This window comes from Candidatus Accumulibacter similis (assembly GCA_013347225.1).
GTDB lineage: Bacteria > Pseudomonadota > Gammaproteobacteria > Burkholderiales > Rhodocyclaceae > Accumulibacter > Accumulibacter similis.
On the sequence record CP054595.1, the window covers coordinates 3,594,052 to 3,619,370 of the forward strand.

Sequence of the window (25,319 nt, forward strand, 5' to 3'; positions counted from 1 at the left end):
GATCAGCCCTACCGTGCGTGGCGACGCCGCATCCGGGTACTCAGGACATCGCCTGCGTCAGTGGCAGGCTCAGGATGAACAGCGCCCCCCCCTGCGGACGGTTGCGGGCCTCCAGACGCCCGCCATGTCGCTCGACGATGCCGTAGCTGATGGACAGGCCGAGCCCGGTCCCCTGCCCCACCGGCTTGGTGGTGAAGAAGGGATCGAACAGTCGCGACAGGTTGGCCGGCTCGATTCCGGAACCATTGTCGGCGAGGTACAGCCTGATGGTGCCTTCGCTGATCGAGGCCGAAACCTCGAGCAGTGGTGCGGGGCAACTGGACGTGGCATCACGGGCGTTGAGGACGAGGTTCATCAGCACCTGCTGCATCTGCCCCGATGACCCCGTGACCGGCAGCTCGGCCGGCAGATCGACCCTCACCTGAAAGCTCGACGGTCCCGCGCGTGTCACCCAACGAATCGCCCGCGCGACGACATCGGTGAGATTGAACGGCTCGTCGACACTGCGGTCGATGGCCGAGAAGCGCTTGAGCCCGTCGACGATGTCGCGCGTTCGCTCGCCACCCTCGGTCATGCCGTCTAGCAATGGTTCGAGGTCGGCCATGATGCGGTCGATGCGCAGATCCTGCCGCAATCGTTCGAGTTCGGGCGAGCGCTGGCAGTTGTCCGCGTGGACCGCATCGATATAGGTCTGCAGGCGAGCAGCGTAGCGCCGAAAAGCCAGCACGTTGCCGAGAACGAAGCTGATCGGATTGTTGAGCTCATGCGCCACCCCGGCCACCAGGCGGCCGAGCGAGGCCATCTTCTCGGCCTGCACCAGCTGTTGTTGCGTCCGCTTGAGATCCTCGTGTGCCTGCCGCAGGGCGTGGTAGGCCCGCCGCAGTTCGCCGACCGGGCGACCGGTGACGACCATGCCGACCAGCTTGCCCGTCCCCGAAAGCCGTGGCGTGCAGTTCAGCGAAACCGGTAATGGACTGCCGTCACGACCGCTGATCAGCAGTTCGCAATCCTGCACCGCAGCCGGGCTGGCCGCGGAGAAGAAATCGCGCGCGCGCTGCCGCGAACCTTCGTCGGCAAACAGGTCGGCGAAGGCTCGCCCACGCAACTGGCTCTCGTCCTGGCCGATGCAGCGTCGCAACGAGTCGTTGACCTCCTGGATCGTACCGTGCCGGTTGCAGACGATGAGGATGTCCGACATCGACGCGAGCACGCTCTCGATGAACTGCTGCGAGTCCTCCAGGGCAGCGTTCTTCTGCTCGAGTACCACCTCGTATTGCAGAAGGTCGCTGTAAACCTCGTCCATCTTGCGGATCACCTCGACCCACACCGCTTCGCCCACCTCGTCGAGACTTGACGGCGTGTCGGCGAGCGGCTCCGGACCGCGCAACGGAGGTCGCCGACGCACGGTCCGCGGGTCAGTGCCCGCCATCGGACGATTGGCAGCGGCACCCATAACGGCGGGCCAGTTCCCGGCCCGCTGGCCCGCGGCTGTGGCCATCCAGCCTGACGGGTCGAGCCGGCAACGGCGAAGCGTCGCGGTAGCTGATTGGGCGGGGAATGCAGCGCATGCAGCGATCGTAGAGCCAATCGGCGATGACCGCAACGGCCACGTGCCGGCGCCCCAGGCCGGCACTGGGCGGTCGCCCGCCGACACAGCCAGTGGCGTGGCTCGCCAGCGCCTGCCGCCGTAGCGAGGTGGAAAGAAGCTGTCCAGTTCAGCGACAACTGGCAAGCAAACTGCCGCACGTGGAGGTCCGCTGCAGCGGCTGGTGCACTGTTTTCGTTGATCTTTTTGCCTCTGGCATGGTTTTTGTGTGCACTTTCTTCGGGAGAGGCTCCGCAGTTCCGGACACAGCCCGTGCCAAGCTCCCGACCGACGGTCGGGCGACGAGAGAGGGGACAGGAAGATGGCAAACAGCAGTCTGCTGCAGCTCGAAGGTGACTCGCGCATCGCCGCCGCAAGCGAACGAATCGGCGTTCGGCGACGCGAGTTCCTGCAGTTCTGTGCCACCGTCGCGGCCAGCCTGGGGCTGCCGCCGGGCGCCGACGCGGCGGTCGCCGAGGCGGTGGCAAGCAAGAAGCGACCTTCGGTGATCTGGCTGCATTTCCAGGAGTGCACCGGCTGCACCGAGTCCATGCTGCGTGCCGAGCACCCGACGCTGGAAAGGCTGATTCTCGACGTGATTTCGCTCGACTATCACGAAACGCTGTTTGCCGCTGCCGGACATCAGGCCGAACAGGCGCGCAAGACGGCGATGGCGGCCAGCAGGGGGGGGTACGTTCTCGTCGTCGAAGGCGCCATACCGACTCGCGACGGCGGCATCTACTGCAAGGTCGGCGGCCAGACGGCGGTCGAGCTGACCCGCGAGTGTGCGGCCGATGCGGCGGCGGTGATCGCCATCGGCTCCTGCGCAAGCTGGGGCGGCATGCCGGCGACCGATCCCAACCCGACCGGTGCGTCGGGCGTCGCCGCCGTCCTCGGCAAACCTGTCGTGACGATTCCCGGTTGCCCGCCGAACCCCTACAATTTCCTGTCCACGGTCGTCCATTTCCTGGCTTTTGGCAGCCTGCCCCCGGTCGACGATCTGGGCCGGCCGAAGTTTGCCTACTCACGGCTGATTCACGAAAGCTGCGAGCGGCGCGCCCATTTCGACGCTGGCCGCTTCGCCATCGAGTTCGGCGACGAGGGCCATCGCAAGGGCTACTGCCTTTACAAGCTTGGCTGCAAGGGTCCGGAGACCTACGCCAACTGTCCGAGCATCCTGTTCGGCGACGCTGGTGCCGGCACTTGGCCGGTCGGCTGCGGTTGCCCGTGCTTCGGCTGCAGCGAGCAGGGTGTCGGCTTCAGCAAACCGCTGCACATGCTGGCCAAGGTGACGAACGTCGAACCCCCGCAACAGTACCCGCGCATCGTCGAGGAAAAAGGCATGGGCGCGACGCTCGGTTCGGCGTCCATCCTAGCCGCCGTCGCCGGTGCGGCCGCCGGCGGTGCGGCGATGGTGGCACGCAACCTCGGCCTGTCACACAAGGCGGAGGAAGCCGAACGCGCCAAGGCTGCCAGCAGCAGGACGGAGGACTGACATGAAGACACAAGCACGCAAGGGGCGAGTCGTGCCGTACGGCCGTCGCCGCTTTCTCAAAGGTTTTCTCGGTACCGCCGGAGCCGCCGTCGCCGCCGCTGCCGTCAGCAGCCCGGCCGCCGCACGTGACACCTACCGGCGGCCCGCGGAAGCGCTCGGCCTGCTCTACGACGCCACCCTCTGCATCGGCTGCAAGGCCTGCGTCGCCGCCTGCAAGCGGGCGAACGACAATCCTGCCGAGTTCTCGACCGCCGACAGGCTATGGGACACGCCTCTCGACACCAGCGGCTACACCTTCAACATCATCAAGATGTACCGCAGCGGAACGATGGCGACGAAGGACGACGAGGAAAATGGCTATGCGTTCATGAAGACCTCATGCATGCATTGTGCCGACCCTTCCTGCGTCTCGGCGTGCCCGGTGACGGCAATGACGAAGGACGCGACAACCGGCATCGTCGCCTACGATGCGGAAGCCTGCGTCGGCTGCCGCTATTGCGTCGTCGCCTGCCCCTTCGGGATTCCGAAGTACCAGTATGACTCGCCGACCGGCAGGATCGGCAAGTGCGAGCTTTGCCGGCATCGCTACAAGGATGGTCACTACTCGGCCTGCGCCGAGGTCTGCCCGACCGGCGCGACGCTCTACGGGCGCACCAGCGATCTGCTCGCCGAAGCGAAGCGCCGCCTCGCACTCACCCCCGGCAGCGTCACCACCTATCCGCGCGGCAACCTCAGCGGCGGGCCGGACCAGAGCTACGAAGGCAGGGTCGGCAAGTACAGGCAGCACGTGTACGGCGAAACCGAATACGGCGGCACGCAGGTACTGAAGCTCTCGGCGGTCGATTTCGAGAAGGTGGGCATGCCGTACCTGCCGCCGAAGTCCTCGGCGTCGACCTCGGAAACCATTCAGCACACGCTCTACGGCGGACTGTTGATGCCCTTCGCCGTGCTCGGGGCGATGACCTACGTCGCTAGGCGCAACGTCCATCACGAGGACGACACGCCGCCGGCGGCCGAGTCCGACCGGGAGGAATCATGAGCGCCCAGCATGATGCCCGACCGGCACCGGTCGGCGGCAGCCTGTTCAACGCCACGACTCTGGTCTGCGGCGTGCTGATGGCGGTCGCGGCGACGATCATCGTCGTCCGCCTGTTCTTTGGCCTGAGTTCGACCACCAACGTCAATGATGGCTACTCGTGGGGCATCTGGGTCGTGGTTGACGTCTTCATCGGCTCAGCCCTGGCCTGCGGTGGCTTCTGCATGGCGCTGCTGGTCTATATCTTCAACAAGGGCAAGTACCACCCGCTGGTGCGGCCGGCTCTGCTCGGCAGCCTCTTCGGCTATACCCTTGCCGGCGCCGCGATCACCTTCGACCTCGGTCGTTGGTGGAACTTCTGGCACATCTTCTGGCCGGGCTATTTCAACGTGAACTCGGTGATGTTCGAAGTGGCTGCGTGCATCACGCTCTACATCATCGTCATGTGGATCGAGTTCTCGCCGGTCTTTCTCGAGAAGCTCGGCCTGCAAGACGCGCGCCGCAAGCTTGAAAGGATCCTGTTCTTCTTCATCGCGCTCGGCGTCGTGCTGCCGATGATGCACCAGGCATCACTGGGGACGATGCTCGTCGTCATGGGCGACCAGGTCCATCCCCTCTGGCAGACGCCGATCCAGCCGCTGCTCTACCTGCTGTCGGCGATCATGCTCGGCTATGGGGTGATCCTCTTCGAGTCCTGCGTGGCCGCCTCGGCCTACCGACGCCAGATCGAGCTCAGCCTGCTGAATCCGTTGGCAAGGGTGATGCTGGGCATCATCGCGGTCTTTCTCCTCGTCCGCTTTGCCGATGTCGCCGTGCGGGGCGCGCTACCCGAAGCCTTCCGGGTCAATCATGTTGCCCTGACCTTCTGGGTCGAGAACGCGTGCCTGCTGGCGACCTTCCTGCTGATCGGCACGGTCGAGGCGCGACGGAATCCTGCCCGGCTGTTCCTCGCCGGCATCACGGTGATGCTGGGCGGCATCCTGCTGCGCCTGAATGGCTTCCTGATCGCCTTCGACACCGGACCGGGCTGGAGTTACTTCCCGTCGGTCCCCGAACTGCTGGTCACCATCGGCATCTTCGCCGCCGAGGTTTTCGGCTACATTTACATTACCCGCCGCTTCCCCGTCCTGCCGCGTGAACAAGCCTGCGCCCAGCCGGCGCGCAGCTGACGCTGCTTTCAGGAGAGAACGAGATGTCGCAAAGAGTCACGATTGATCCGGTCACGCGAATCGAGGGCCATCTGCGCGTTGATGTCGAAGTCGATGGCGGCAAGGTGAAGAAGGCCTGGGCTTCGGGACAGATGTGGCGCGGCGTCGAGAACATCCTGATCGGGCGCGATCCGCGGGACGCCTGGGCGATCACGCAGCGCATCTGCGGTGTGTGTACGACGGTGCATGCACTCGCCTCGGTGCGTTCGGTCGAGAATGCCCTGCGACTCGAACTGCCGGTCAACGCCCAGTACATCCGCAACATGATCATCCTGGCGCACGCGGTGCATGACCACATCGTTCATTTCTACCATCTCTCGGCGCTCGACTGGGTGGATGTCACGAGTGCACTGAAAGCGGACCCGGCGAAGGCTGCCAGCCTCGCCGAGAGTCTCTCCTCCTGGTCCGGCAACGGCAAGGCCGAGTTCGGCAAGGTGAAGGAGCGCCTCTCGGGTTTCATCGGCACCGGTCAGCTGGGCATCTTCACCAACGGCTACTGGGGCCACCCGGCGATGAAGCTGCCGCCGGAGATCAACCTGATCGCCGTCGCCCACTATCTGCAGGCACTCGAGGTACAGCGCCACGCGAACAAGGTGGTCAGTATCCTCGGCGGCAAGACCCCGCACATCCAGAACGTCGTCGTCGGTGGCGTGGCCAACGCACTGGCGGTCGACTCGCAGGCGGTGCTCACGGTCGAGCGCCTGCTGGCGGTCAAGGACTGGATCGACCAGCTCGCCGATTTCGTCAAGAACGTCTACCTCATCGACGTGGCGGTGGTCGGTGGCTCCTATCCCGAATGGACACGGATCGGCCGCGGGATCGTCGATTACATCTCGGTACCGGACATTCCACTCGACGGCAGGAACACGGAGTTTGCCCTGCCCGGCGGCCATATCGCCGGCGGCGACCTGGCGAGCTTCAAGCAGATCAAGACTCACGACGACGCGTACTTCAAGGACGGAGTCAGTGAATCGGTCAAGCATTCATGGTATGAAGGCGGCAAGGGTCCGCTGCATCCGTACAAGGGGGAAACACGACCGCAGTACACCGACTTCCAGGATGACGGGAAGTACTCGTGGCTGAAATCGCCAACCTTCTACGAGAAGCCGATGCAGGTCGGCCCGCTCCCACGGGTGCTGGCCATGGTCGCTGCCGGACACCAGCCGACGATCGACTACGCAACGCACGCGCTCGAACTGGTGTCGACCGTGGCGCAGACCAAGGTCGGCATCGACGCGCTGCATTCGACGATCGGGCGCCATGCCGCGCGTGCCGTCGCCTGCGCGGTCGAGGTCGACGAACTCGCACGGCAATGGGATCTGCTTCTGGCGAGCATGGCCAGGGGCGATCTGCGGACCTTCAACAAACCGGTGTTCCCGAAAGGCGAGATCACCGGGGTCGGCATCCACGAAGCGCCACGCGGGGTCCTCTCGCACTGGATCGTGATCCAGGACGGAACGATCAGGAACTACCAGTGTGTCGTGCCGACGACCTGGAATGCTGCACCGCGCAACGAGAAGGACGAGCCCGGCGCCTACGAGGCCTGCCTGGCCGGAACACCGGTGGCGATTCCGGACCAGCCGCTCGAGGTCCTGCGGACGGTGCATTCCTTCGATCCCTGTCTGGCCTGCGCGGTACATGTCGTGGATCAGGAGCGGCAGCCGGTGGTCCGGGTCAGGGCGGCCTGATGCGGCCGCTGGCCGGGCTGCCGCCGGGTGCCACCGCGCCCGGCCGGCCCTGATGGTCGGTGCCGCGGCAGCGGGCATGCGCGTCGTCGTCCTCGGGGTCGGCAACATTCTCCTGAGCGATGAAGGACTTGGCGTCCGCGCAGTCGAACGTCTAGCGCGTGCCTATTCCTTGCCAGCGGAGATCGCAGTGATCGATGGCGGCACATCCGGAATGGAACTGCTCGCGGATCTCGAAGGGATCGACGCATTAATCATGGTCGACGCCATCCGCGCCGGAGCGCCGGCGGCGACGCCGATCCGGCTGGCCGGCGAGGCGCTGCCGGTGTTCTTCCGCACCAAGCTGTCACCACACCAGGTGGGCCTGTGCGACGTCCTGGCCAGCCTCGAACTGCTCGGCAGGTTGCCTCGCCACATCAGCATCCTGGGCCTGCAGCCGCAATCGCTGGCCTTGGGGATGGAACTGAGCCGCGAAGTGGAGGATGGCATGCCCGCGCTCCTCGGCATGATCGTATCCGAACTGGCGTTGCTCGGGCTGGCGGCGACCCCGACCGGCAGCGGAGGAATCTGAGATGTGTCTATCGGTACCGATGCAGGTCGTCGCCCACGACGACCCGAGTGGCGAGGTCGCCATCGTCGAGCGGCGGGATGGCGGCGTGCTGCGGCGCGAACGAGCCAACATGCTGCTGCTTGGCCCGCAAGCGATCGGCACCTGGGTTCTCGTCTCCCTCGGCCTGGCGCGCGAGATCGTCAGCGCGGATGAAAGAGCGCTGATCGAGGACGCACTCGCGGCCGTACAGGCTGTGCAGGACGGCCGCTACGATGCCGAAAGGCACTTCGTCGACCTGCAGCGCGCCCCACCAGTGGTGGAGAATCCGTCGTGATCCGCCGGCGCGCGTTCGAGGCGGCGCAGCCGCCACCCGCCAGGCCGATCGACGAGAACCCGGCGCGGCGGGTCGAGGCGAAGTACCTCCACCTCTGGGCAACGAGCATGCGCGACCTGCCGTTCATCAATCCCGCCCTGTCGGTCGAGGCCATCGGCTTCCGTCGCTATGGCTCCGGCGACCGATCGATGGCCGACCCCGCCACGGACGACAACGCCGGCGACTGGATCGGCGCCATCATCACGCCATGGCTGATCGGCCTTCTCCTGCTGCCGGGAGGCGGCATCCTGTGGTCCGATCGTCGTCCCGGCGACCGCTGCCACGTCGAGTTCCCCATTGGTCCGGTCGAGTTCATCGCCGACTACGAGCCAGACGCGGAACTGCCCGCGTGCCAGTATTGCCCGCTCTTTGCCCCACCCAGCAGCTTATCCTCGCAGGCCGCCGCGCAGGCGGCAGCAACTGCGGCACTCGCCGCCCTGCTGACCGGAACGGGCTTGCGCGGCAGCCCGGGGAGGCAGCCGGCGGTCGAGCGGCGAGAATCGTCCCGTCGCGCCTTCCTGCGCCGCTTCGCCAAAGTCTGAGGTTGTGACGAACCCGCGACGAGCCGGCCCCGATAACTGGCGCAGCGCAGACGCCATTGGCGTCGTGCGCAGCATGCCGCCGCGTGCGGGCACGTCCCCGACAGCGCGACGTCGGCCCCCCGGCATTGGTCCGCCGACGCGCATGCTACCGTCAGGTGCGGACCTTCAGCCAGCCAGTGTGTCAAGCCACGCATCCAGACCCTGCGCATTGAGGTCGAGATCGGTGGCAAAGATGTCGAGCACCTGCGCCGCGGGCAACACGCAGCCGAAGCGCTCGGTTTCAGCCAGCAGCAGTTCCTGCAGTCCCGCGCGAATCATCCGCTGTCGCCGGCTGCCCGCCGCCTGGGCAGCACGTGCGATGCCGACATGCGCGTCGATCAACTCGTGCAATCGTGCCGCCTTTTCTGCCACATCGCGCACCTGGCTGTAATGCGTCAGGTACATCACTTGCGGGGCGTGGCTCAGCAGCAGGTCGATCGAGGCGTGCATGGCCGCCGGGTCGAACTGCACCGGCGTCGTCGTCGGAAAGATGAACTGCCCGCCGTCCCGGTCGAGCTCGCGGTAGGACAGCCCGAAGATGTCACCCGTGAAGCAGCTCGAGCTGCGGCGGTCAAGGACGCTGATGTGGTGTCGGGCGTGCCCGGGCGTGTCGAGGCAGAGCAGTTCGCGACCCGCCAGATCAACCTCCAGACCGTGCGTCGCAGCAATGATCCGCGACTCCGGGATGGGCAGGATCTCGCCGTACAGTCGGCCGACAGCCGCCGCGCCGTAAACGGCAGTGACACCGGCGACGAGGCGCGACGGGTCAACCATGTGCGCAACGCCACGTGGATGCACCAGCAGTCGTGCGTTCGGCAACAGACGCATCAAGCTTCCGGCGCCGCCCGCATGATCGAGATGGATGTGGGTCAGGATGAGGTAATCGACCGCGTCCGCCGAGAGACCCAGTGCCGTCAGGGTTTCGAGCAGCGCCGGCACCGATGCGTTGCTGCCGCTGTCGACGATCGCCACCCGCCCCTTCGCGACGATCAGGTGAATTGCCGCAAGCAGGGGGCGGACGTAGCCCGCGTCGACGGCGTGGATGTCATGCTCGTAGGACCTGAGGGCGTTCATCGCGATGGTTTCCTTTTTCTCAGGCACGGATTATAGTTGCCCCGGTTGCGGCGTGATGACACCGCCGGTTCCCACGCCTGCCCACCTTTGCCTGCCCTGCTTGACGATGACGCACTTCTTTGCTGACGATGGCGAAAAGATCCATGTAAAGGTCGCCGGAGAAGGCCCGCCAATCATCATGCTGCACGGCTGGACCGCCAGTCACCTGGAGTGGGCGCCGTTTCTCGATCACTTGACACCGCACCATCGCGTCCTCCGCTGGGACGCGCGCGGCCACGGCGGCCACCGCCTGACGCGCGACACCGTGCCGACGGTACAACGCATGGCTCGTGATCTGCACAACCTCATCGACCACTACGAACTCGATGGTCTGATCGCCGTTGGCCACTCGATGGGCGCGCTCACCCTCTGGCAGTACATCGAGGAACATGGCTGCAGCCGACTCAGCAAGCTCTGTTTCCTCGACCAGTCGCCGAAATTGCTGACCGATGCCGAGTGGCTGAACGGCATCTATGGTGACTTCGACCGCGCACGTTCAGCCGCATTCCTCAAGCACCTCGAGAACGACTTCGCGGAATCGGTTCTGTTGCTCGGCGCCATGGGGCTCAACGAACGCGCCCGGGAAAAGTACCACACCGGATCGCGCGGCTTGGCGAAAGCCCGACAATGGCTCAAGGAGCAGGATCCAGCGCCGCTGATCGCCTGCTGGGAGAGCCTCACCGAAGCGGACTATCGAGCCACCCTGGAGCGCATCGACATCCCTGCCCTTCTGGTCTATGGCGGCAACAGCAACTATTATCGCAGCGAGACAGCGCACTACGTGAAGAATCGAATCGCCAACGCTGTCCTGCACGTCTACGAAGGCACGGACCACTCGCCACACCAGTGGGAACGCGAGCGCTTCGTCCGTGACCTGCGCGGGTTCATCGATTCGCCTTGACCCGCGAGGCGAAGCGTTGGCGGAACTTGGCCAGCTTCGGGCTGACAACGAAATGGCAGTACGGCTGATCGCTGTTGCGACGAAAGTATTGCTGATGATGGCTCTCAGCGGCGAAGAACGCCGTCACCGGAAGCAACTCGGTAACCACCGGCGCCGTCCAGGTACCCGCCTGCTCGAGTTCGGCGATCAGCGACCGGGCTGTCTGTTCCTGCTCCGGGCTGTGAAAGAAGATCACCGACCGGTACTGAGTTCCGACGTCGTTGCCCTGGCGATTGCGGGTCGTCGGGTCGTGAATCGCAAAGAAAACTTCAAGGATCTGGCGGAAACCGCTCCTCTGCGGGTCGAATGTCAGCCGAACGACTTCCGCGTGCCCCGTCCGCCCGCTGCAGACCGCCTCATAACCCGGATTGTCCGTGCCGCCGCCACAGTAACCGGACACCACCGACTCGACCCCGAGCATCTGCTCGAATACCGCCTCCAGGCACCAGAAGCAACCTCCACCGAGCGTCGCCGTCTCCAATATCGCGGTCATCATCCTCTCTCCTCGCATCTGCCGCGCGAGCCCCTGCAGCGGCAGCGCCAGCGGTGCGCCCATCGTGCTGCGTCTGTCGGTCGAAAAAAGCCGAAAGCCCTCGCCACGAGTGAGTGGGGAGGGCTTTTGGTTGGTTGGGAGCCTGGCGGTGACCTACTTTCACACATGAGGTATGCACTATCATCGGCGTTCCTTCGTTTCACGGTCCTGTTCGGGATGGGAAGGGGTGGGTCCAAAGGGCTATTGCCGCCAAGCGTAACGGGAGTGTCCGCGGTGTGTCTGCGGACGCAAGAGGGGAAGAAGGGGTTGTGATGTGTTTGAGTTGCAGCGCAAGGTTATAGGATCAAGCCGCACGGGCGATTAGTACTGGTTAGCTCAACGCATTGCTGCGCTTCCACATCCAGCCTATCAACGTGGTGGTCTACCACGGCCCTTGAGGGGGATCGAGTCCCCGGGGAAATCTCATCTTAAGGCGAGTTTCACGCTTAGATGCTTTCAGCGTTTATCTCTTCCGAACTTAGCTACCCGGCGATACGACTGGCGTCATAACCGGTACACCAGAGGTTCGTCCACTCCGGTCCTCTCGTACTAGGAGCAGCCCCCTTCAAATTTCCAACGCCCACGGCAGATAGGGACCAAACTGTCTCACGACGTTTTAAACCCAGCTCACGTACCACTTTAAATGGCGAACAGCCATACCCTTGGGACCGACTACAGCCCCAGGATGTGATGAGCCGACATCGAGGTGCCAAACACCGCCGTCGATATGAACTCTTGGGCGGTATAAGCCTGTTATCCCCAGAGTACCTTTTATCCGTTGAGCGATGGCCCTTCCATACAGAACCACCGGATCACTATGACCTACTTTCGTACCTGCTCGACGTGTGGGTCTCGCAGTCAAGCACGCTTTTGCCATTGCACTATCAGCACGATTTCCGACCGTACCTAGCGTACCTTCGTACTCCTCCGTTACACTTTAGGAGGAGACCGCCCCAGTCAAACTGCCTACCATGCACGGTCCCAGACCCGGATTCACGGGCCGTGGTTAGAACCTCAAACAAACCAGGGTGGTATTTCAAGGTTGGCTCCACCAGAACTAGCGTCCCGGATTCACAGCCTCCCACCTATCCTACACAAGTCGGTTCAAAGTCCAATGCAAAGCTACAGTAAAGGTTCATGGGGTCTTTCCGTCTAACCGCGGGGAGATTGCATCTTCACAACCACTTCAACTTCGCTGAGTCTCAGGAGGAGACAGTGTGGCCATCGTTACGCCATTCGTGCAGGTCGGAACTTACCCGACAAGGAATTTCGCTACCTTAGGACCGTTATAGTTACGGCCGCCGTTTACCGGGGCTTCGATCAAGAGCTCTCACTCCATCAATTAACCTTCCGGCACCGGGCAGGCGTCACACCCTATACGTCCACTTTCGTGTTTGCAGAGTGCTGTGTTTTTATTAAACAGTCGCAGCCACCATTTCACTGCAACCCTTTCAGCCTTCACCCGCGAGGGGCTACAACCTATCAGGGCGCACCTTTTCCCGAAGTTACGGTGCTAATTTGCCGAGTTCCTTCTCCTGAGTTCTCTCAAGCGCCTTAGAATTTTCATCCTGCCCACCTGTGTCGGTTTGCGGTACGGTCTCCTTGTAACTGAAGCTTAGAGGCTTTTCTTGGAAGCATGGTATCAATCACTTCGCAGTCAGAGACCACTCGTTATCACGCCTCGGCATTGATCTCCCGGATTTGCCTAAGAGACCTGCCTACACGCTTGAACCGGGACGTCCAACACCCGGCTGACCTAACCTTCTCCGTCCCCCCATCGCATTACAAAGAGGTACAGGAATATTAACCCGTTTCCCATCGACTACGCTTTTCAGCCTCGCCTTAGGGGCCGACTCACCCTGCGCCGATGAACGTTGCGCAGGAAACCTTGGGCTTTCGGCGAGGGAGCTTTTCACTCCCTTTATCGCTACTCATGTCAGCATTCGCACTTCTGATACCTCCAGCATCCCTCTCGAGACACCTTCAACGGCCTACAGAACGCTCTCCTACCATATCCTTGCGGATATCCGCGATTTCGGTGCATGGTTTGAGCCCCGTTACATCTTCCGCGCAGGACGACTCGACCAGTGAGCTATTACGCTTTCTTTAAAGGATGGCTGCTTCTAAGCCAACCTCCTGGCTGTCTGAGCCTTCCCACCTCGTTTCCCACTTAACCATGTCTTTGGGACCTTAATCGGCGGTCTGGGTTGTTTCCCTCTCGACACCGGACGTTAGCACCCGATGTCTGTCTCCCAAGCTCGCACTCAACGGTATTCTGAGTTTGCAATGGTTTGGTAAATCGCGATGACCCCCTAGCCATAACAGTGCTTTACCCCCGTCGGTGATACTTGAGGCACTACCTAAATAGTTTTCGGAGAGAACCAGCTATTTCCAAGTTTGTTTAGCCTTTCACCCCTATCCACAGCTCATCCCCTAATTTTTCAACATTAGTGGGTTCGGACCTCCAGTGCGTGTTACCGCACCTTCATCCTGGCCATGGATAGATCACTTGGTTTCGGGTCTACGTCCAGCAACTAGGCGCCCTATTCGGACTCGGTTTCCCTACGCCTCCCCTATGCGGTTAAGCTCGCTACTGAACGTAAGTCGCTGACCCATTATACAAAAGGTACGCAGTCACCCCACGAGGGGGCTCCCACTGTTTGTATGCATGCGGTTTCAGGATCTATTTCACTCCCCTCCCGGGGTTCTTTTCGCCTTTCCCTCACGGTACTGGTTCACTATCGGTCGATTACGAGTATTTAGCCTTGGAGGATGGTCCCCCCATCTTCAGACAGGATTTCTCGTGCCCCGCCCTACTTGTCGCAAGCTTGGTACCACGATCAGGTTTTCGCGTACGGGGCTGTCACCCACTACGGCGCCACTTTCCAGAAGCTTCCGCTAACACGATCGCTATCACTTGCCGGCTGCTCCCATTTCGCTCGCCACTACTCTGGGAATCTCGGTTGATTTCTTTTCCTCCGGCTACTTAGATGTTTCAGTTCGCCGGGTTCGCCTCCACACGCCTATGTATTCAGCGTGGGATACTCCTCGCGGAGTGGGTTTCCCCATTCGGACATCTCTGGATCAAAGCTTCATTGCCAGCTCCCCAGAGCTTTTCGCAGGCTTGTACGTCCTTCATCGCCTGTAATCGCCAAGGCATCCACCACATGCACTTATTCGCTTGATCCTATAACCTTGCGCTCTCTTGTCGAGAACACAACGCCACAGGCAACTCGGTGCAACCCCCATACCAATAGGCACAGGGGTTCGATGCAATCACAACCGTATCACCAGCAACCCAATGTCCCGGGATGCCGGCAATACAACCTTCTTCCATCTTGTTAAAGAACACAGACCCCGTAAGGGGTCAGGCCTGCAGGGTGCCACCACCCCGCAGGCCTGACCACTCACTCGCCGCACACAACCCTGGTGGAGGATGACGGGATCGAACCGACGACCCCCTGCTTGCAAAGCAGGTGCTCTCCCAGCTGAGCTAATCCCCCGCCGCGCTCAACAACTCAACGCCCATCCGTCGCACCAATCTCCGGCGCTCCGTCGCAACGCTGGTGGGTCTGGTTGGAATCGAACCAACGACCCTCGCCTTATCAAGACGATGCTCTAACCGACTGAGCTACAGACCCGCCGCATGTGCAGCCTGTGACAACCGATAGGTTGTGAGTTCTCGATCCAGCTCTTCTCTAGAAAGGAGGTGATCCAGCCGCAGGTTCCCCTACGGCTACCTTGTTACGACTTCACCCCAGTCACGAACCCTGCCGTGGTAATCGCCCTCCTTGCGGTTAGGCTAACTACTTCTGGCAGAACCCGCTCCCATGGTGTGACGGGCGGTGTGTACAAGACCCGGGAACGTATTCACCGCGACATGCTGATCCGCGATTACTAGCGATTCCGACTTCACGCAGTCGAGTTGCAGACTGCGATCCGGACTACGATCGGCTTTCTGAGATTGGCTCCCCCTCGCGGGTTGGCAACCCTCTGAACCGACCATTGTATGACGTGTGAAGCCCTACCCATAAGGGCCATGAGGACTTGACGTCATCCCCACCTTCCTCCGGTTTGTCACCGGCAGTCTCATTAAAGTGCCCAACTCAATGATGGCAATTAATGACAAGGGTTGCGCTCGTTGCGGGACTTAACCCAACATCTCACGACACGAGCTGACGACAGCCATGCAGCACCTGTGTTCAGGTTCTCTTGCGAGCACTCCCGAATCTCTCCAGGATTCCTGACATGTCAAGGGTAGGTAAGGTTTTTCGCGTTGCATCGAATTAATCCACATCATCCACCGCTTGTGCGGGTCCCCGTCAATTCCTTTGAGTTTTAGCCTTGCGGCCGTACTCCCCAGGCGGTCAACTTCACGCGTTAGCTACGGCACTAAAAGGTTTAACCCTCCCAACACCTAGTTGACATCGTTTAGGGCGTGGACTACCAGGGTATCTAATCCTGTTTGCTCCCCACGCTTTCGTGCATGAGCGTCAGTAGTGACCCAGGGGGCTGCCTTCGCCATCGGTGTTCCTCCACATCTCTACGCATTTCACTGCTACACGTGGAATTCCACCCCCCTCTGCCACACTCCAGCCTGGCAGTCTCAAATGCAGTTCCCAGGTTGAGCCCGGGGCTTTCACATCTGACTTACCAAACCGCCTGCGCACGCTTTACGCCCAGTAATTCCGATTAACGCTCGCACCCTACGTATTACCGCGGCTGCTGGCACGTAGTTAGCCGGTGCTTCTTAGTCGGGTACCGTCATCTACACAGGATATTAGCCCGTGCAATTTCTTCCCCACCGAAAGAGCTTTACAACCCGAAGGCCTTCTTCACTCACGCGGCATGGCTGGATCAGGCTTCCGCCCATTGTCCAAAATTCCCCACTGCTGCCTCCCGTAGGAGTCTGGGCCGTGTCTCAGTCCCAGTGTGGCGGATCATCCTCTCAGACCCGCTACGGATCGTCGCCTTGGTAGGCCTTTACCCCACCAACTAGCTAATCCGACATCGGCCGCTCCCAGAACGCAAGGTCTTGCGATCCCCTGCTTTCCTGCTCACAGAATATGCGGTATTAGCGTAACTTTCGCTACGTTATCCCCCATTCCAGGGCACGTTCCGATGCATTACTCACCCGTTCGCCACTCGTCGCCAGGTTGCCCCGCGCTACCGTTCGACTTGCATGTGTAAGGCATGCCGCCAGCGTTCAATCTGAGCCAGGATCAAACTCTTCAGTTCAAATCCCAAAACTCTCGCTCGACGCGCTACCAACCCCAGAACTCAAACCCCGGATCAACACCAGAACCCTCATCCCAGAATCAGCAGCTAAACTTCCGTGCGAGTCCTTCCATCTCTCGGCAGCCCGCGCAAAACTCTCGCAAACCACCACCAGACCAAGAACCCACACCTATCGGTTGTCTCATTTTTAAAGAGCTGGTTGCGGGGACAGGATTTGAACCTGTGACCTTCGGGTTATGAGCCCGACGAGCTGCCAGACTGCTCCACCCCGCGACACGCCGGGAAAGAACCCCGGCAACCTCCGCCGCTTGCCGCCCCCGAGCCGATGATAGCTTGTGGTCGGGGCGCCTGCCAGCTGCGAAGAGGAAGCATTGTAGCCATGGCCTCCGCTGACGTCAATAGACTTTGCAGAGAATTATCGAGATCTGCCCTCGGGCGAGCCGGCCGCGCCCGGCTCGCCCGGTCCGCGAAGGACGCCGCACCGGGATCGGGGCGACGGCTTGCTTGGGCTCGCCGGCTGCCGCGTTGTCCACGCAATCAGGGCCACCTGCAGCGACAGGTCTTGAAATCCGGAGCGAGCGACCCTATTATTAGCACTCGTTAGCGGTGAGTGCCAACACACTCGTGCCCCCGCGCCCGAACTGCGGGGCACCCAACAGGCTAGCCGATGTTCCGACTTGTCATCAACCCTAGGAGAAACTGCATGAAGATTCGTCCGCTGCACGACCGCGTGATTGTCAAACGTCTCGAAGAGGAGCGCCGGACCGCATCCGGCATCGTCATCCCGGATACCGCCGCCGAGAAGCCCGACCAGGGCGAGGTTCGCGCCGTCGGCAACGGCAAGATCCTCGATGACGGTAGCGTCCGTGCGCTCGCCGTCAAGGTTGGCGACCGCGTCCTGTTCGGCAAGTACGCTGGCCAGACCGTCAAGGTCGACGGCGAGGAGTTGCTCGTCATGCGCGAGGAAGACATCATGGGCGTCATCGAAGCCTGACGGGCCCATCCCGGACGGCGCCCAGCGGCGCTTGGCCGGCATCCCGGCAGTTTGCCCGATTCAGTCATAAATCATTGAAGATACACAGGAGTTAAATCTATGGCAGCTAAAGACGTCAAGTTCGGCGACAGCGCACGCGCACGCATGGTCGAGGGTGTGAACATCCTTGCCGACGCGGTGAAGATTACCCTCGGCCCGAAAGGACGCAATGTCGTTCTCGAGCGTTCCTACGGCTCCCCGACGGTCACCAAGGACGGAGTTTCGGTCGCCAAGGAGATCGAACTGAAGGACAAGTTCGCCAACATGGGCGCACAGATGCTGAAGGAAGTCGCGTCCAAGACCTCCGACATCGCCGGTGACGGCACCACGACCGCCACCGTGCTGGCACAGTCGATCGTTCGCGAAGGCATGAAGTATGTCGCCGCCGGGATGAATCCGATGGATCTGAAACGCGGCATCGACAAGGCCGTGGTGGCTACAGTCGACGCGCTCAAGGCCCTCTCGAAGCCCTGCTCGACGAGCAAGGAAATCGCTCAGGTCGGGGCCATCTCCGCCAACGCGGACGCCGACATCGGCGACATCATCGCCAAGGCCATGGACAAGGTCGGCAAGGAAGGAGTCATCACCGTCGAAGACGGCAAGTCGCTGAACAACGAACTCGACGTCGTCGAGGGCATGCAGTTCGACCGCGGCTACCTGAGCCCCTACTTCATCAACAACAACGAGAAGCAGAACGCGATCCTCGAGAGCCCGTTCATCCTGATCTTCGACAAGAAGATCTCGAACATCCGCGACCTGCTGCCGATTCTTGAACAGGTTGCGAAGTCGAGCCGTCCGCTGCTGATCGTCGCCGAGGACGTCGATGGCGAGGCTCTCGCGACCCTGGTGGTGAACAACATCCGTGGCATCCTGAAGACCTGTGCCGTCAAGGCACCCGGTTTTGGCGACCGCCGCAAAGCCATGCTCGAGGACATCGCGATCCTCACCGGCGGCCAGGTGATCGCCGAAGAGGTCGGGCTGACGCTCGAAAAGGCAACCCTGGCTGACCTCGGCCAGGCGAAGCGCATCGAAATCGGCAAGGAGAACACGACCATCATCGATGGTGCCGGTGTCAGCGCCAACATCGAGGCACGCGTCAAGCAGATCCGCGCGCAGATCGAAACCGCGACCAGCGACTACGACAAGGAAAAGCTGCAGGAGCGTGTGGCCAAGCTCGCTGGCGGCGTCGCCCTGATCAAGGTGGGTGCGGCAACCGAAGTCGAGATGAAGGAGAAGAAGGCGCGCGTCGAGGACGCCCTGCACGCCACCCGTGCGGCGGTGGAGGAAGGGATCGTCGCTGGCGGCGGCGTCGCACTGCTGCGCGCCCGGGCCGGGCTGAACTCGCTCAAGGGTGACAACCACGACCAGGACGCCGGCATCAAGATCGTCCTGCGGGCGATGGAGCAGCCGCTGCGCGAGATCGTCGCCAACGCCGGTGACGAGCCGTCGGTGGTGGTGAATGCCGTTCTTCAGGGAAGCGGCAACTTCGGCTACAACGCCGCGACCGGCGACTACGGCGACCTGGTTGAAATGGGCGTCCTCGACCCCACCAAGGTCACCCGGACAGCACTGCAGAACGCTGCTTCGATCGCCGGTCTGATGCTCACCACCGATTGCATGGTGGCGGAACTGGCGGAAGAGAAGCCGCCAATGGGTGGCGGCATGGGCGGTGGCATGGGCGGCATGGGCGGCATGGGCGGCATGGACATGTAATCCCCCACCAGCCGGGCCTTGCCCGGAGGGCAAGAAAAAACCCCGCCGCGGCGGGGTTTTTCGTTGTCCTGCGTCGGGTCCGCACGCGCGCCGCAGACCGCCACGGGGCAGGCGAAGGCGGCACCCGCACCGCGGTCAACGCTCCTTGCGCTCCAGTGCCGCCTTGTTGATGTCGATCTTGTGGCGCTGGCGCAACCCGGCGAGGTAGGCAGCGAAATCCTCCTGGCCAAGGATCAGTGCGTACTCGCGCTGCAGCGCCTGCCGCCTCGCCTCGTCGATGCCCTCGGGCTGCGCCACCGTGAGGATCTTGTACAGAACATAGCCCGCATCGCCAGCCGCGGCACCAACGTAGACCGGCAGCTTCTGCACGTCGGCGCTGAATATGGCCTTCACCGCGGCTGGCGACAACTGCCGCGTGTCCTGCCGCGAAAGCTTGCGCGGCGCTGTCCAGACAACTGCGTCAGCGGCACCCTGTCGCAACTCGGCCAGCCGTGCCTCACCGGCGGAGCGTGCCAGCGCCGCCTCGCCCTGCGCCTTCAGCGTTGCCTCGATATCGCTCTTCACCTCCTCGAACGGCCGCACACTCGCTGGCCGGTGCTCAATCACGCGCGCTGCCAGCAAGGTGTTGGGAGCCACCTCGATGGCTTCGGTATTGCGCTTGTTCTTGATCGAGTCTTCCGAGAAGATGGCAGCGAGCACCTTCGCGTTACCCAATTGGCCCAGGCGCGCCAATGCCTCGGGCGACGGATTCCGTGGCAGCCAGCCAGATTGCTGGAGCTTCAGCTTGAAGCGCTCGGCGGCAGGCTGCAGGCTGTCGGGCTGCTCATAGACAGTGTTGCTGAACGCCTCGGCCTCCTCGGCAAATCGCCGCTGCGCCGCCTGCTGTTTCAGTTCGGTCTCGATCTCCTGGCGCACCTCGGCGAGGCTGCGCTGCTTGCCCGGTCTGATGGCCGTCACCCTGATGATGTGATAGCCGAACTCCGACTGCACAAGGCCCGAGACTTCGTTCTCGCGCAGGCTGAAGACGGCCTCCTCGAAAGGCTTGACCATCGTCCCGCGCGCAACGACACCCAGATCGCCACCCTTGGCCGCCGAGCCGGGATCCTGCGAATGCTGTTTCGCCAGCTCGGCGAAGCGTCCTGGCGCCTTCTGCACTTCCTTGAGAACCTCTTCCGCTTTCGCCCTGACCTTGGCCTGGGCCGCCTCGCCAGTCGCGGCCAGGATCAGGATATGACTGGCGCGCCGCTCCTCAGCCTGCTGGTAACGATCAAGGTGACTGCTGTACCAGGCCTGCACATCGGCATCCTTGACCACCGTCTGCGCCACCACACCGTCGAGGGAGAGCAGCACGTACTCCACCCGGGCCTGCTCCGTGATCTCGAATCGCTTGCCGTTCTCGTCGTAGAACTTCCGCAGCGCCGGCTCGTCGATCCTGACCTGGCCGGCGAACTGCTCCGGAGCGATGCGGGACTCGGCAACCTGTCGTTCCTCGGACTGGATGGCCAGAAGCCTCGCGGTCTCGGTGCCGGCAGCGATGCCCGTATCGCCAATGGCCGAAACCAGTTCCTGCAGGGTCAGATCCTGCCGGATCTGCGCCTCGAACTGCGCCTGCGACAGGCCCTGAGCGGCCAATGCCGACTGGTAGCGCGCCATCGAAAACTGGCCATTCTCCTGCAGAGCGGGAATCCTGCCGATCACCTCGCGCAGCGCTTCATCGCTCGCGCCGAGCCTTCCCTTCGCCGCTTCCAGGAGCAGCAGACGCTGATCGATCAACGAGTTCAGCACGGCGAGCCGTGCCGCCGGGGTATTCATCGCCTCGGGGCGAAAGCTGTCGCCGAGTGCCTGCCGCATGCGATCCTGCTGCACGCGCCAAGCCTGGTCAAACTGCTGCTGCGTGATCTTGGTGTCGCCGACACTGGCCAAATCGGCGCCAGGGCCGCCGCCACGGACGTACGAATCGACGCCCCAGAAGGCGAAAGGCAGCGCGATCAGGGCAAGAAAGATCTGTACAAGCCTCTTGTTGTTGCGAACGGAGTCAAAAAACATGGTGGTAGGCCGCTAACTCACTGGAAGGTTGAAGCCAAAAGAAAAAAGGCGAACTAGCGTTCGCCTTTCGATACTGGCGGAGTGGACGGGGCTCGAACCCGCGACCCCCGGCGTGACAGGCCGGTATTCTGACCAACTGAACTACCACTCCACAGAACGCACTGCACAATCCATCCTGCTGCTGCTCCTGGTGGGTGCTGACGGGCTCGAACCGCCGACATCCAGCTTGTAAGGCTAGCGCTCTACCAACTGAGCTAAGCACCCACGGTGTGATGAAGCTCTGGAGGCGCGAGTCTAACGCATCCGCCTGCACTTGGCCAGACCGGCAGGCGGCGCCGTAGTCGGCGGCGGCCGGCGAACGGCCGCCGCGCCGGATCAATGAGTGAGACCGGCGGACGCAGCCGCAGCCGGGTCGGGCGCAGTCGTCGCCACCGTTGGCGGCACGTCCGCCCCGTCGACAACCGACGGTTCCGGCTTGCGTTCGAGGGCGTGCTCTAGCACCTGATCGATCCAGCGCACTGGAATGAGCTCGAGCTTGTTCTTGATGTTGTCCGGAATCTCGGCCAGGTCCCGGACGTTTTCTTCCGGTATCAGAACCCTGGCCAGTCCGCCCCGGACAGCCGCGAGCAGCTTTTCCTTGAGACCGCCGATCGGCAGCACTTCGCCACGCAGGGTGATCTCGCCGGTCATCGCGACATCGCAACACACCGGTATGCCAGTCAACACGGACACCAACGCGGTGCAGATGCCGACGCCAGCCGAAGGCCCATCCTTGGGGATCGCCCCCTCGGGGAGATGGATGTGGATGTCGCTCTTCTGGTAGAAATCGTGGTCGATTCCCAGCGACTGCGCACGCTTGCGGACGACCGACAGCGCCGCCTGGACCGATTCCTGCATCACCTCGCCGAGCTTGCCGGTGGTCGTCGTCTTGCCTTTGCCCGGCAGGACCACCGCCTCAATGGTCAGCAGTTCGCCGCCAACCTCGGTCCATGCCAGACCCGTGACCTGGCCAATCTGGTTCTCGCGCTCGGCAACGCCAAAGTTGTAGCGACGGACCCCGAGAAACTTGTCGAGGTTGCGCGCACTCACCGCGACCTTACCCTGACTCTTCCGCAACAACAGCGTCTTCACCACCTTGCGGCAAATCTTCGAGATGTCGCGCTCGAGCGAACGCACACCTGCCTCGCGCGTGTAGTAGCGAACGATGTCGCGCAATGCGCTCTCTGCCACCGTCAGCTCGGTCGCCTTCAGCCCGTTGTTCTTCATCTGCTTCGGCAGCAGGTAGCGCTGGGCGATGCTGACTTTCTCGTCCTCGGTGTACCCCGAGAGCCGGATCACCTCCATGCGATCGAGCAACGGCGGCGGGATGTTCAGGGTGTTCGCCGTCGCCACGAACATCACCTCCGAGAGATCGTACTCGACCTCGACATAGTGGTCGACGAAAGTCGAGTTCTGCTCCGGATCAAGCACCTCGAGCAGCGCCGAACTTGGATCACCTCGAAAATCCTGTCCCATCTTGTCGACTTCGTCGAGTAGGAACAGCGGATTCCGGACGCCGATCTTGCTCATGTTCTGCAGGATCTTGCCCGGCATCGAACCAATGTAGGTTCGCCGGTGACCGCGGATTTCGGCCTCGTCACGAACACCACCAAGACTCATGCGAACGAACTTGCGGCCAGTGGCACGGGCTATCGACTGGCCGAGCGAGGTCTTGCCAACGCCGGGCGGCCCGACCAGGCAGAGGATCGGCGCTTTCAGGCGATCGACCCGCTGCTGCACGGCCAGATACTCGATGATCCGTTCCTTGACCTTCTCGAGGCCCCAGTGATCGGCGTCGAGAATCCGGCCGGCAGCCGCCAGATCCTTGCTGATTCGGGTCCGCTTGCGCCACGGCAGACCAATCAGCGTTTCGATGAAGTTGCGCACGACGGTCGCCTCTGCCGACATCGGCGACATCAGTCGCAGCTTGCGGAACTCCGCTTGCGCCTTGGCAAGTCCTTCCTTGCTCATCCCGGCAGCCTTGACCTTGCGATCCAATTCCTCCAGGTCGGCACCATCCTCGCCTTCACCAAGTTCCTTCTGGATCGCCTTGACCTGCTCGTTGAGATAGTACTCGCGCTGGCTCTTCTCCATCTGGCGCTTGACGCGGCCGCGGATGCGCTTCTCCACCTGCAGTATGTCTATCTCGGACTCCAACTGCGCCAGCAGCCGTTCGATACGCGCACGGACGTCGAACATCTCGAGGATTTCCTGCTTCTGCTCGAGCTTCAGCGGCAGATGCGCGGCAATCGTGTCGGCCAGACGTCCAGCCTCCTCGATGCCGGCGATCGAGGTCAGGATTTCGGGAGGTATCTTCTTGTTGAGCTTGACGTACTGATCGAACTGAGCGATGACCGCACGCCGCAGTGCTTCCACCTCGTGGTTGACGCCATCCTCGGCCGGAACCGGGCGCGCCTCCGCAAGGAACATCTCAGACCGCGAATCAATCGCCTGCAGGCGGGCGCGCTGCCCGCCCTCGACCAGCACCTTGACCGTCCCATCGGGCAGCTTGAGCATCTGCAGAATGTTGGCGAGACAGCCGACGCCATACAGATCCTCGGCTTCGGGCTCGTCCTTGACAGCCGACTTCTGCGCCACGAGGAGGATGCTCTTGCCAGCCTCCATAGCCGTTTCCAGAGCCTTGATCGACTTCGGGCGACCGACAAAGAGCGGGATGACCATATGCGGAAACACGACGACGTCGCGCAGCGGCAACAGCGGCAGTTTGAGCGGCTCGGCAGACAGCTTCGGGGGTGCAGACATGGGTTGTGCCCTATAGGTGGAGGCTCTCGCGGGATATGGTGGCAAGAGCCCGAATTTCAAGCCGCAGCAAAGGCGGCCAGGACATCAGTTACCGCCAGACACCTTTGGCTGATCCGCGTAGATCAGCAACGGCTTGGCATCACCGACGATCACCCCTTCGTCGATAACGACCTCTGTGACATTCTCCATACCTGGAAGTTCGTACATCGTGTCGAGCAGGACTCCCTCGAGGATCGAGCGCAAACCACGCGCTCCGGTCTTCCTTTCAAGCGCCTTGCGGGCAATCGCCATCATTGCCGCCGGCCGTATTTCGAGCGCGACCCCCTCCATGGCGAACAGCTTCTGGTACTGCTTGACCAGTGCATTCTTGGGTTCAACGAGGATTTCCACCAGCGCGGCCGCCGACAGTTCTTCAAGGGTAGCAATCACCGGCAACCGTCCGATGAGTTCGGGTATCAGACCGAACTTGATCAGATCCTCGGGTTCAACGGTTCGCAGGACCTCGCCGATCGCCCGCTTGTTGTCCTTGCTGCGGACCTCGGCGCCAAAGCCGATGCCACCGCGCTCGGAGCGATTGCGAATCACCTTGTCGAGGCCATCGAAAGCGCCGCCGCAGACAAACAGGATGTTCGTCGTGTCGACCTGCACGAAGTCCTGATTGGGGTGCTTGCGACCGCCCTGGGGCGGCACCGAGGCAACCGTCCCTTCGATCAGCTTCAGCAGCGCCTGCTGCACTCCTTCGCCCGACACGTCGCGCGTGATCGACGGATTGTCCGACTTGCGCGAGATCTTGTCGATCTCGTCGATGTAGACGATGCCGCGCTGCGCCTTTTCGGTATCGTAGTCGGCCTTCTGCAGCAGTTTCTGGATGATGTTCTCGACATCCTCGCCGACGTAGCCGGCTTCGGTCAGGGTCGTCGCATCCGCCATCACGAAGGGCACGTCGAGCATGCGGGCGAGCGTCTGTGCCAGCAGGGTCTTGCCCGAGCCGGTCGGGCCGATGAGCAGAATGTTGCTCTTGGCGAGTTCGATCTCGTCGGTGGTCTTGCTGAAATGCCGCAGCCGCTTGTAGTGGTTGTAGACCGCCACCGACAGGATGCGCTTCGCCTGGTCCTGCCCAATCACGTACTGATCGAGGAGCGCCGAGATCTCCCGCGGCGTCGGCAGTTCGCCCTTACCGCCCTTGCCGCCGCCCTGGTCGGCCGCGATCTCGTCGCGAACGATATCGTTGCACAGCTCGATGCATTCGTCGCAGATGAAAACCGACGGTCCGGCGATCAGCTTCTTGACCTCGTGCTGGCTCTTGCCGCAGAACGAGCAGTAGAGGAGTTTCTCAGTGCCACTTTTCTTTTCCGACATCTCGTCTACCTCACAGTCGAGCCCGACCGG

The 25,319-nt window shown here is 62.3% G+C and carries 16 protein-coding genes, 5 tRNA genes and 3 rRNA genes; 10 read left to right on the plus strand and 14 right to left on the minus strand.

Annotated elements, in window-relative coordinates; all coding sequences use genetic code 11:
• Positions 1-40: 40 nt before the first annotated feature.
• Positions 41-1,429, minus strand: coding sequence for a PAS domain-containing protein (locus tag HT579_15720; GenBank protein ID QKS30240.1), 1,389 nt, complete (start codon positions 1,427-1,429; stop codon positions 41-43).
• A 478-nt stretch (positions 1,430-1,907) separates the two neighbouring features.
• Between HT579_15720 and HT579_15725 the strand changes: the two genes are divergently transcribed.
• The 7 genes from HT579_15725 to hybE all read left to right on the plus strand — a co-directional run bounded on the left by HT579_15725 (position 1,908) and on the right by hybE (position 8,474).
• Complete coding sequence (locus HT579_15725; protein QKS30241.1) at positions 1,908-3,080, plus strand: hydrogenase small subunit; 1,173 nt, start codon at positions 1,908-1,910, stop codon at positions 3,078-3,080.
• Between the two features lies 1 nt (position 3,081).
• On the plus strand, positions 3,082-4,119 hold the full coding sequence (gene hybA, locus HT579_15730) for a hydrogenase 2 operon protein HybA (GenBank protein QKS30242.1): 1,038 nt from the start codon (positions 3,082-3,084) through the stop codon (positions 4,117-4,119).
• Positions 4,116-5,285 carry a Ni/Fe-hydrogenase cytochrome b subunit gene (gene hybB, locus HT579_15735; GenBank protein QKS30243.1) on the plus strand — a complete coding sequence of 390 codons (1,170 nt, stop codon included), beginning with the start codon at positions 4,116-4,118 and terminating at the stop codon, positions 5,283-5,285. The genes hybA and hybB overlap by 4 nt, the downstream gene beginning before the upstream one ends.
• A gap of 23 nt (positions 5,286-5,308) precedes the next feature.
• Positions 5,309-7,012: a nickel-dependent hydrogenase large subunit gene (locus tag HT579_15740; protein QKS30244.1), complete on the plus strand. Its 1,704-nt coding sequence runs from the start codon at positions 5,309-5,311 to the stop codon at positions 7,010-7,012.
• A gap of 76 nt (positions 7,013-7,088) precedes the next feature.
• Positions 7,089-7,580, plus strand: a complete 492-nt coding sequence (locus tag HT579_15745; protein QKS31667.1) for a HyaD/HybD family hydrogenase maturation endopeptidase — start codon at positions 7,089-7,091, stop codon at positions 7,578-7,580.
• Position 7,581: 1 nt separating this feature from the next.
• Positions 7,582-7,893: a HypC/HybG/HupF family hydrogenase formation chaperone gene (locus HT579_15750; protein QKS30245.1), complete on the plus strand. Its 312-nt coding sequence runs from the start codon at positions 7,582-7,584 to the stop codon at positions 7,891-7,893.
• On the plus strand, positions 7,890-8,474 hold the full coding sequence (hybE, locus tag HT579_15755) for a [NiFe]-hydrogenase assembly chaperone HybE (GenBank protein QKS30246.1): 585 nt from the start codon (positions 7,890-7,892) through the stop codon (positions 8,472-8,474). The genes HT579_15750 and hybE overlap by 4 nt, the downstream gene beginning before the upstream one ends.
• Positions 8,475-8,639: 165 nt before the next feature.
• Here hybE and HT579_15760 read toward each other — a convergent pair whose 3' ends face one another.
• The gene (locus HT579_15760) at positions 8,640-9,587 is read right to left on the minus strand and encodes an MBL fold metallo-hydrolase (GenBank protein QKS30247.1); all 948 of its coding nucleotides are present in this window, start codon (positions 9,585-9,587) and stop codon (positions 8,640-8,642) included.
• A gap of 106 nt (positions 9,588-9,693) precedes the next feature.
• Between HT579_15760 and HT579_15765 the strand changes: the two genes are divergently transcribed.
• Entirely contained in the window at positions 9,694-10,527 is an 834-nt protein-coding gene (locus tag HT579_15765) for an alpha/beta hydrolase (protein QKS30248.1), read from the plus strand.
• On the opposite strand, the gene msrA is transcribed toward HT579_15765, so the two are convergent.
• From msrA to HT579_15800, 7 genes are all read right to left on the minus strand, one after another.
• Positions 10,511-11,062 (minus strand): peptide-methionine (S)-S-oxide reductase MsrA, encoded by a 552-nt coding sequence (gene msrA, locus HT579_15770; GenBank protein ID QKS30249.1) that lies wholly within the window; start codon positions 11,060-11,062, stop codon positions 10,511-10,513. The genes HT579_15765 and msrA overlap by 17 nt on opposite strands.
• 137 nt (positions 11,063-11,199) lie before the next feature.
• Positions 11,200-11,313: ribosomal RNA gene (rrf, locus tag HT579_15775) — 5S ribosomal RNA — on the minus strand.
• A gap of 74 nt (positions 11,314-11,387) precedes the next feature.
• Positions 11,388-14,292: ribosomal RNA gene (locus tag HT579_15780) — 23S ribosomal RNA — on the minus strand.
• Positions 14,293-14,525: 233 nt separating this feature from the next.
• Positions 14,526-14,601 (minus strand) — tRNA-Ala (locus tag HT579_15785).
• Positions 14,602-14,662: 61 nt separating this feature from the next.
• Positions 14,663-14,739: transfer RNA gene (locus tag HT579_15790), tRNA-Ile, on the minus strand.
• Positions 14,740-14,796: 57 nt separating this feature from the next.
• Positions 14,797-16,338, minus strand: a 16S ribosomal RNA gene (locus tag HT579_15795).
• Together the 16S, 23S and 5S rRNA genes with 3 tRNA genes alongside form the textbook arrangement of a ribosomal RNA operon.
• 194 nt (positions 16,339-16,532) lie before the next feature.
• Positions 16,533-16,609, minus strand: a tRNA-Met gene (locus HT579_15800).
• Positions 16,610-17,039: 430 nt separating this feature from the next.
• On the opposite strand from HT579_15800, the gene groES reads away from it, so the two are divergent.
• Positions 17,040-17,330 carry a co-chaperone GroES gene (gene groES, locus HT579_15805; GenBank protein ID QKS30250.1) on the plus strand — a complete coding sequence of 97 codons (291 nt, stop codon included), beginning with the start codon at positions 17,040-17,042 and terminating at the stop codon, positions 17,328-17,330.
• Between the two features lie 99 nt (positions 17,331-17,429).
• Positions 17,430-19,082 (plus strand): chaperonin GroEL, encoded by a 1,653-nt coding sequence (gene groL, locus HT579_15810; GenBank protein ID QKS30251.1) that lies wholly within the window; start codon positions 17,430-17,432, stop codon positions 19,080-19,082.
• 135 nt (positions 19,083-19,217) lie between these two features.
• Here the strand turns inward: groL and HT579_15815 are convergent, their stop codons facing one another.
• The 5 genes from HT579_15815 to clpX all read right to left on the minus strand — a co-directional run bounded on the left by HT579_15815 (position 19,218) and on the right by clpX (position 25,289).
• On the minus strand, positions 19,218-21,128 hold the full coding sequence (locus HT579_15815) for a SurA N-terminal domain-containing protein (GenBank protein ID QKS30252.1): 1,911 nt from the start codon (positions 21,126-21,128) through the stop codon (positions 19,218-19,220).
• 74 nt (positions 21,129-21,202) lie between these two features.
• Positions 21,203-21,279: transfer RNA gene (locus HT579_15820), tRNA-Asp, on the minus strand.
• Between the two features lie 37 nt (positions 21,280-21,316).
• Positions 21,317-21,392 (minus strand) — tRNA-Val (locus HT579_15825).
• A 111-nt stretch (positions 21,393-21,503) separates the two neighbouring features.
• On the minus strand, positions 21,504-23,930 hold the full coding sequence (gene lon, locus HT579_15830) for an endopeptidase La (protein QKS30253.1): 2,427 nt from the start codon (positions 23,928-23,930) through the stop codon (positions 21,504-21,506).
• Between the two features lie 84 nt (positions 23,931-24,014).
• Positions 24,015-25,289: an ATP-dependent Clp protease ATP-binding subunit ClpX gene (gene clpX / locus HT579_15835; protein ID QKS30254.1), complete on the minus strand. Its 1,275-nt coding sequence runs from the start codon at positions 25,287-25,289 to the stop codon at positions 24,015-24,017.
• Positions 25,290-25,319: the final 30 nt, after the last annotated feature.

Excerpts from the sequence above, each read along its gene's own strand:
- HT579_15720 (QKS30240.1), bottom strand. The coding sequence starts at position 1,429 with ATGGCGGGCACTGACCCGCGGACCGTGCGTCGGCGACCTCCGTTGCGC.
- HT579_15725 (QKS30241.1), top strand. The coding sequence starts at position 1,908 with ATGGCAAACAGCAGTCTGCTGCAGCTCGAAGGTGACTCGCGCATCGCC.
- hybA (QKS30242.1), top strand. The coding sequence starts at position 3,082 with ATGAAGACACAAGCACGCAAGGGGCGAGTCGTGCCGTACGGCCGTCGC.
- hybB (QKS30243.1), top strand. The coding sequence starts at position 4,116 with ATGAGCGCCCAGCATGATGCCCGACCGGCACCGGTCGGCGGCAGCCTG.
- HT579_15740 (QKS30244.1), top strand. The coding sequence starts at position 5,309 with ATGTCGCAAAGAGTCACGATTGATCCGGTCACGCGAATCGAGGGCCAT.
- HT579_15745 (QKS31667.1), top strand. The coding sequence starts at position 7,089 with ATGCGCGTCGTCGTCCTCGGGGTCGGCAACATTCTCCTGAGCGATGAA.
- HT579_15750 (QKS30245.1), top strand. The coding sequence starts at position 7,582 with ATGTGTCTATCGGTACCGATGCAGGTCGTCGCCCACGACGACCCGAGT.
- HT579_15760 (QKS30247.1), bottom strand. The coding sequence starts at position 9,587 with ATGAACGCCCTCAGGTCCTACGAGCATGACATCCACGCCGTCGACGCG.
- HT579_15765 (QKS30248.1), top strand. The coding sequence starts at position 9,694 with ATGACGCACTTCTTTGCTGACGATGGCGAAAAGATCCATGTAAAGGTC.
- msrA (QKS30249.1), bottom strand. The coding sequence starts at position 11,062 with ATGATGACCGCGATATTGGAGACGGCGACGCTCGGTGGAGGTTGCTTC.
- groES (QKS30250.1), top strand. The coding sequence starts at position 17,040 with ATGAAGATTCGTCCGCTGCACGACCGCGTGATTGTCAAACGTCTCGAA.
- groL (QKS30251.1), top strand. The coding sequence starts at position 17,430 with ATGGCAGCTAAAGACGTCAAGTTCGGCGACAGCGCACGCGCACGCATG.
- HT579_15815 (QKS30252.1), bottom strand. The coding sequence starts at position 21,128 with ATGTTTTTTGACTCCGTTCGCAACAACAAGAGGCTTGTACAGATCTTT.
- lon (QKS30253.1), bottom strand. The coding sequence starts at position 23,930 with ATGTCTGCACCCCCGAAGCTGTCTGCCGAGCCGCTCAAACTGCCGCTG.
- clpX (QKS30254.1), bottom strand. The coding sequence starts at position 25,289 with ATGTCGGAAAAGAAAAGTGGCACTGAGAAACTCCTCTACTGCTCGTTC.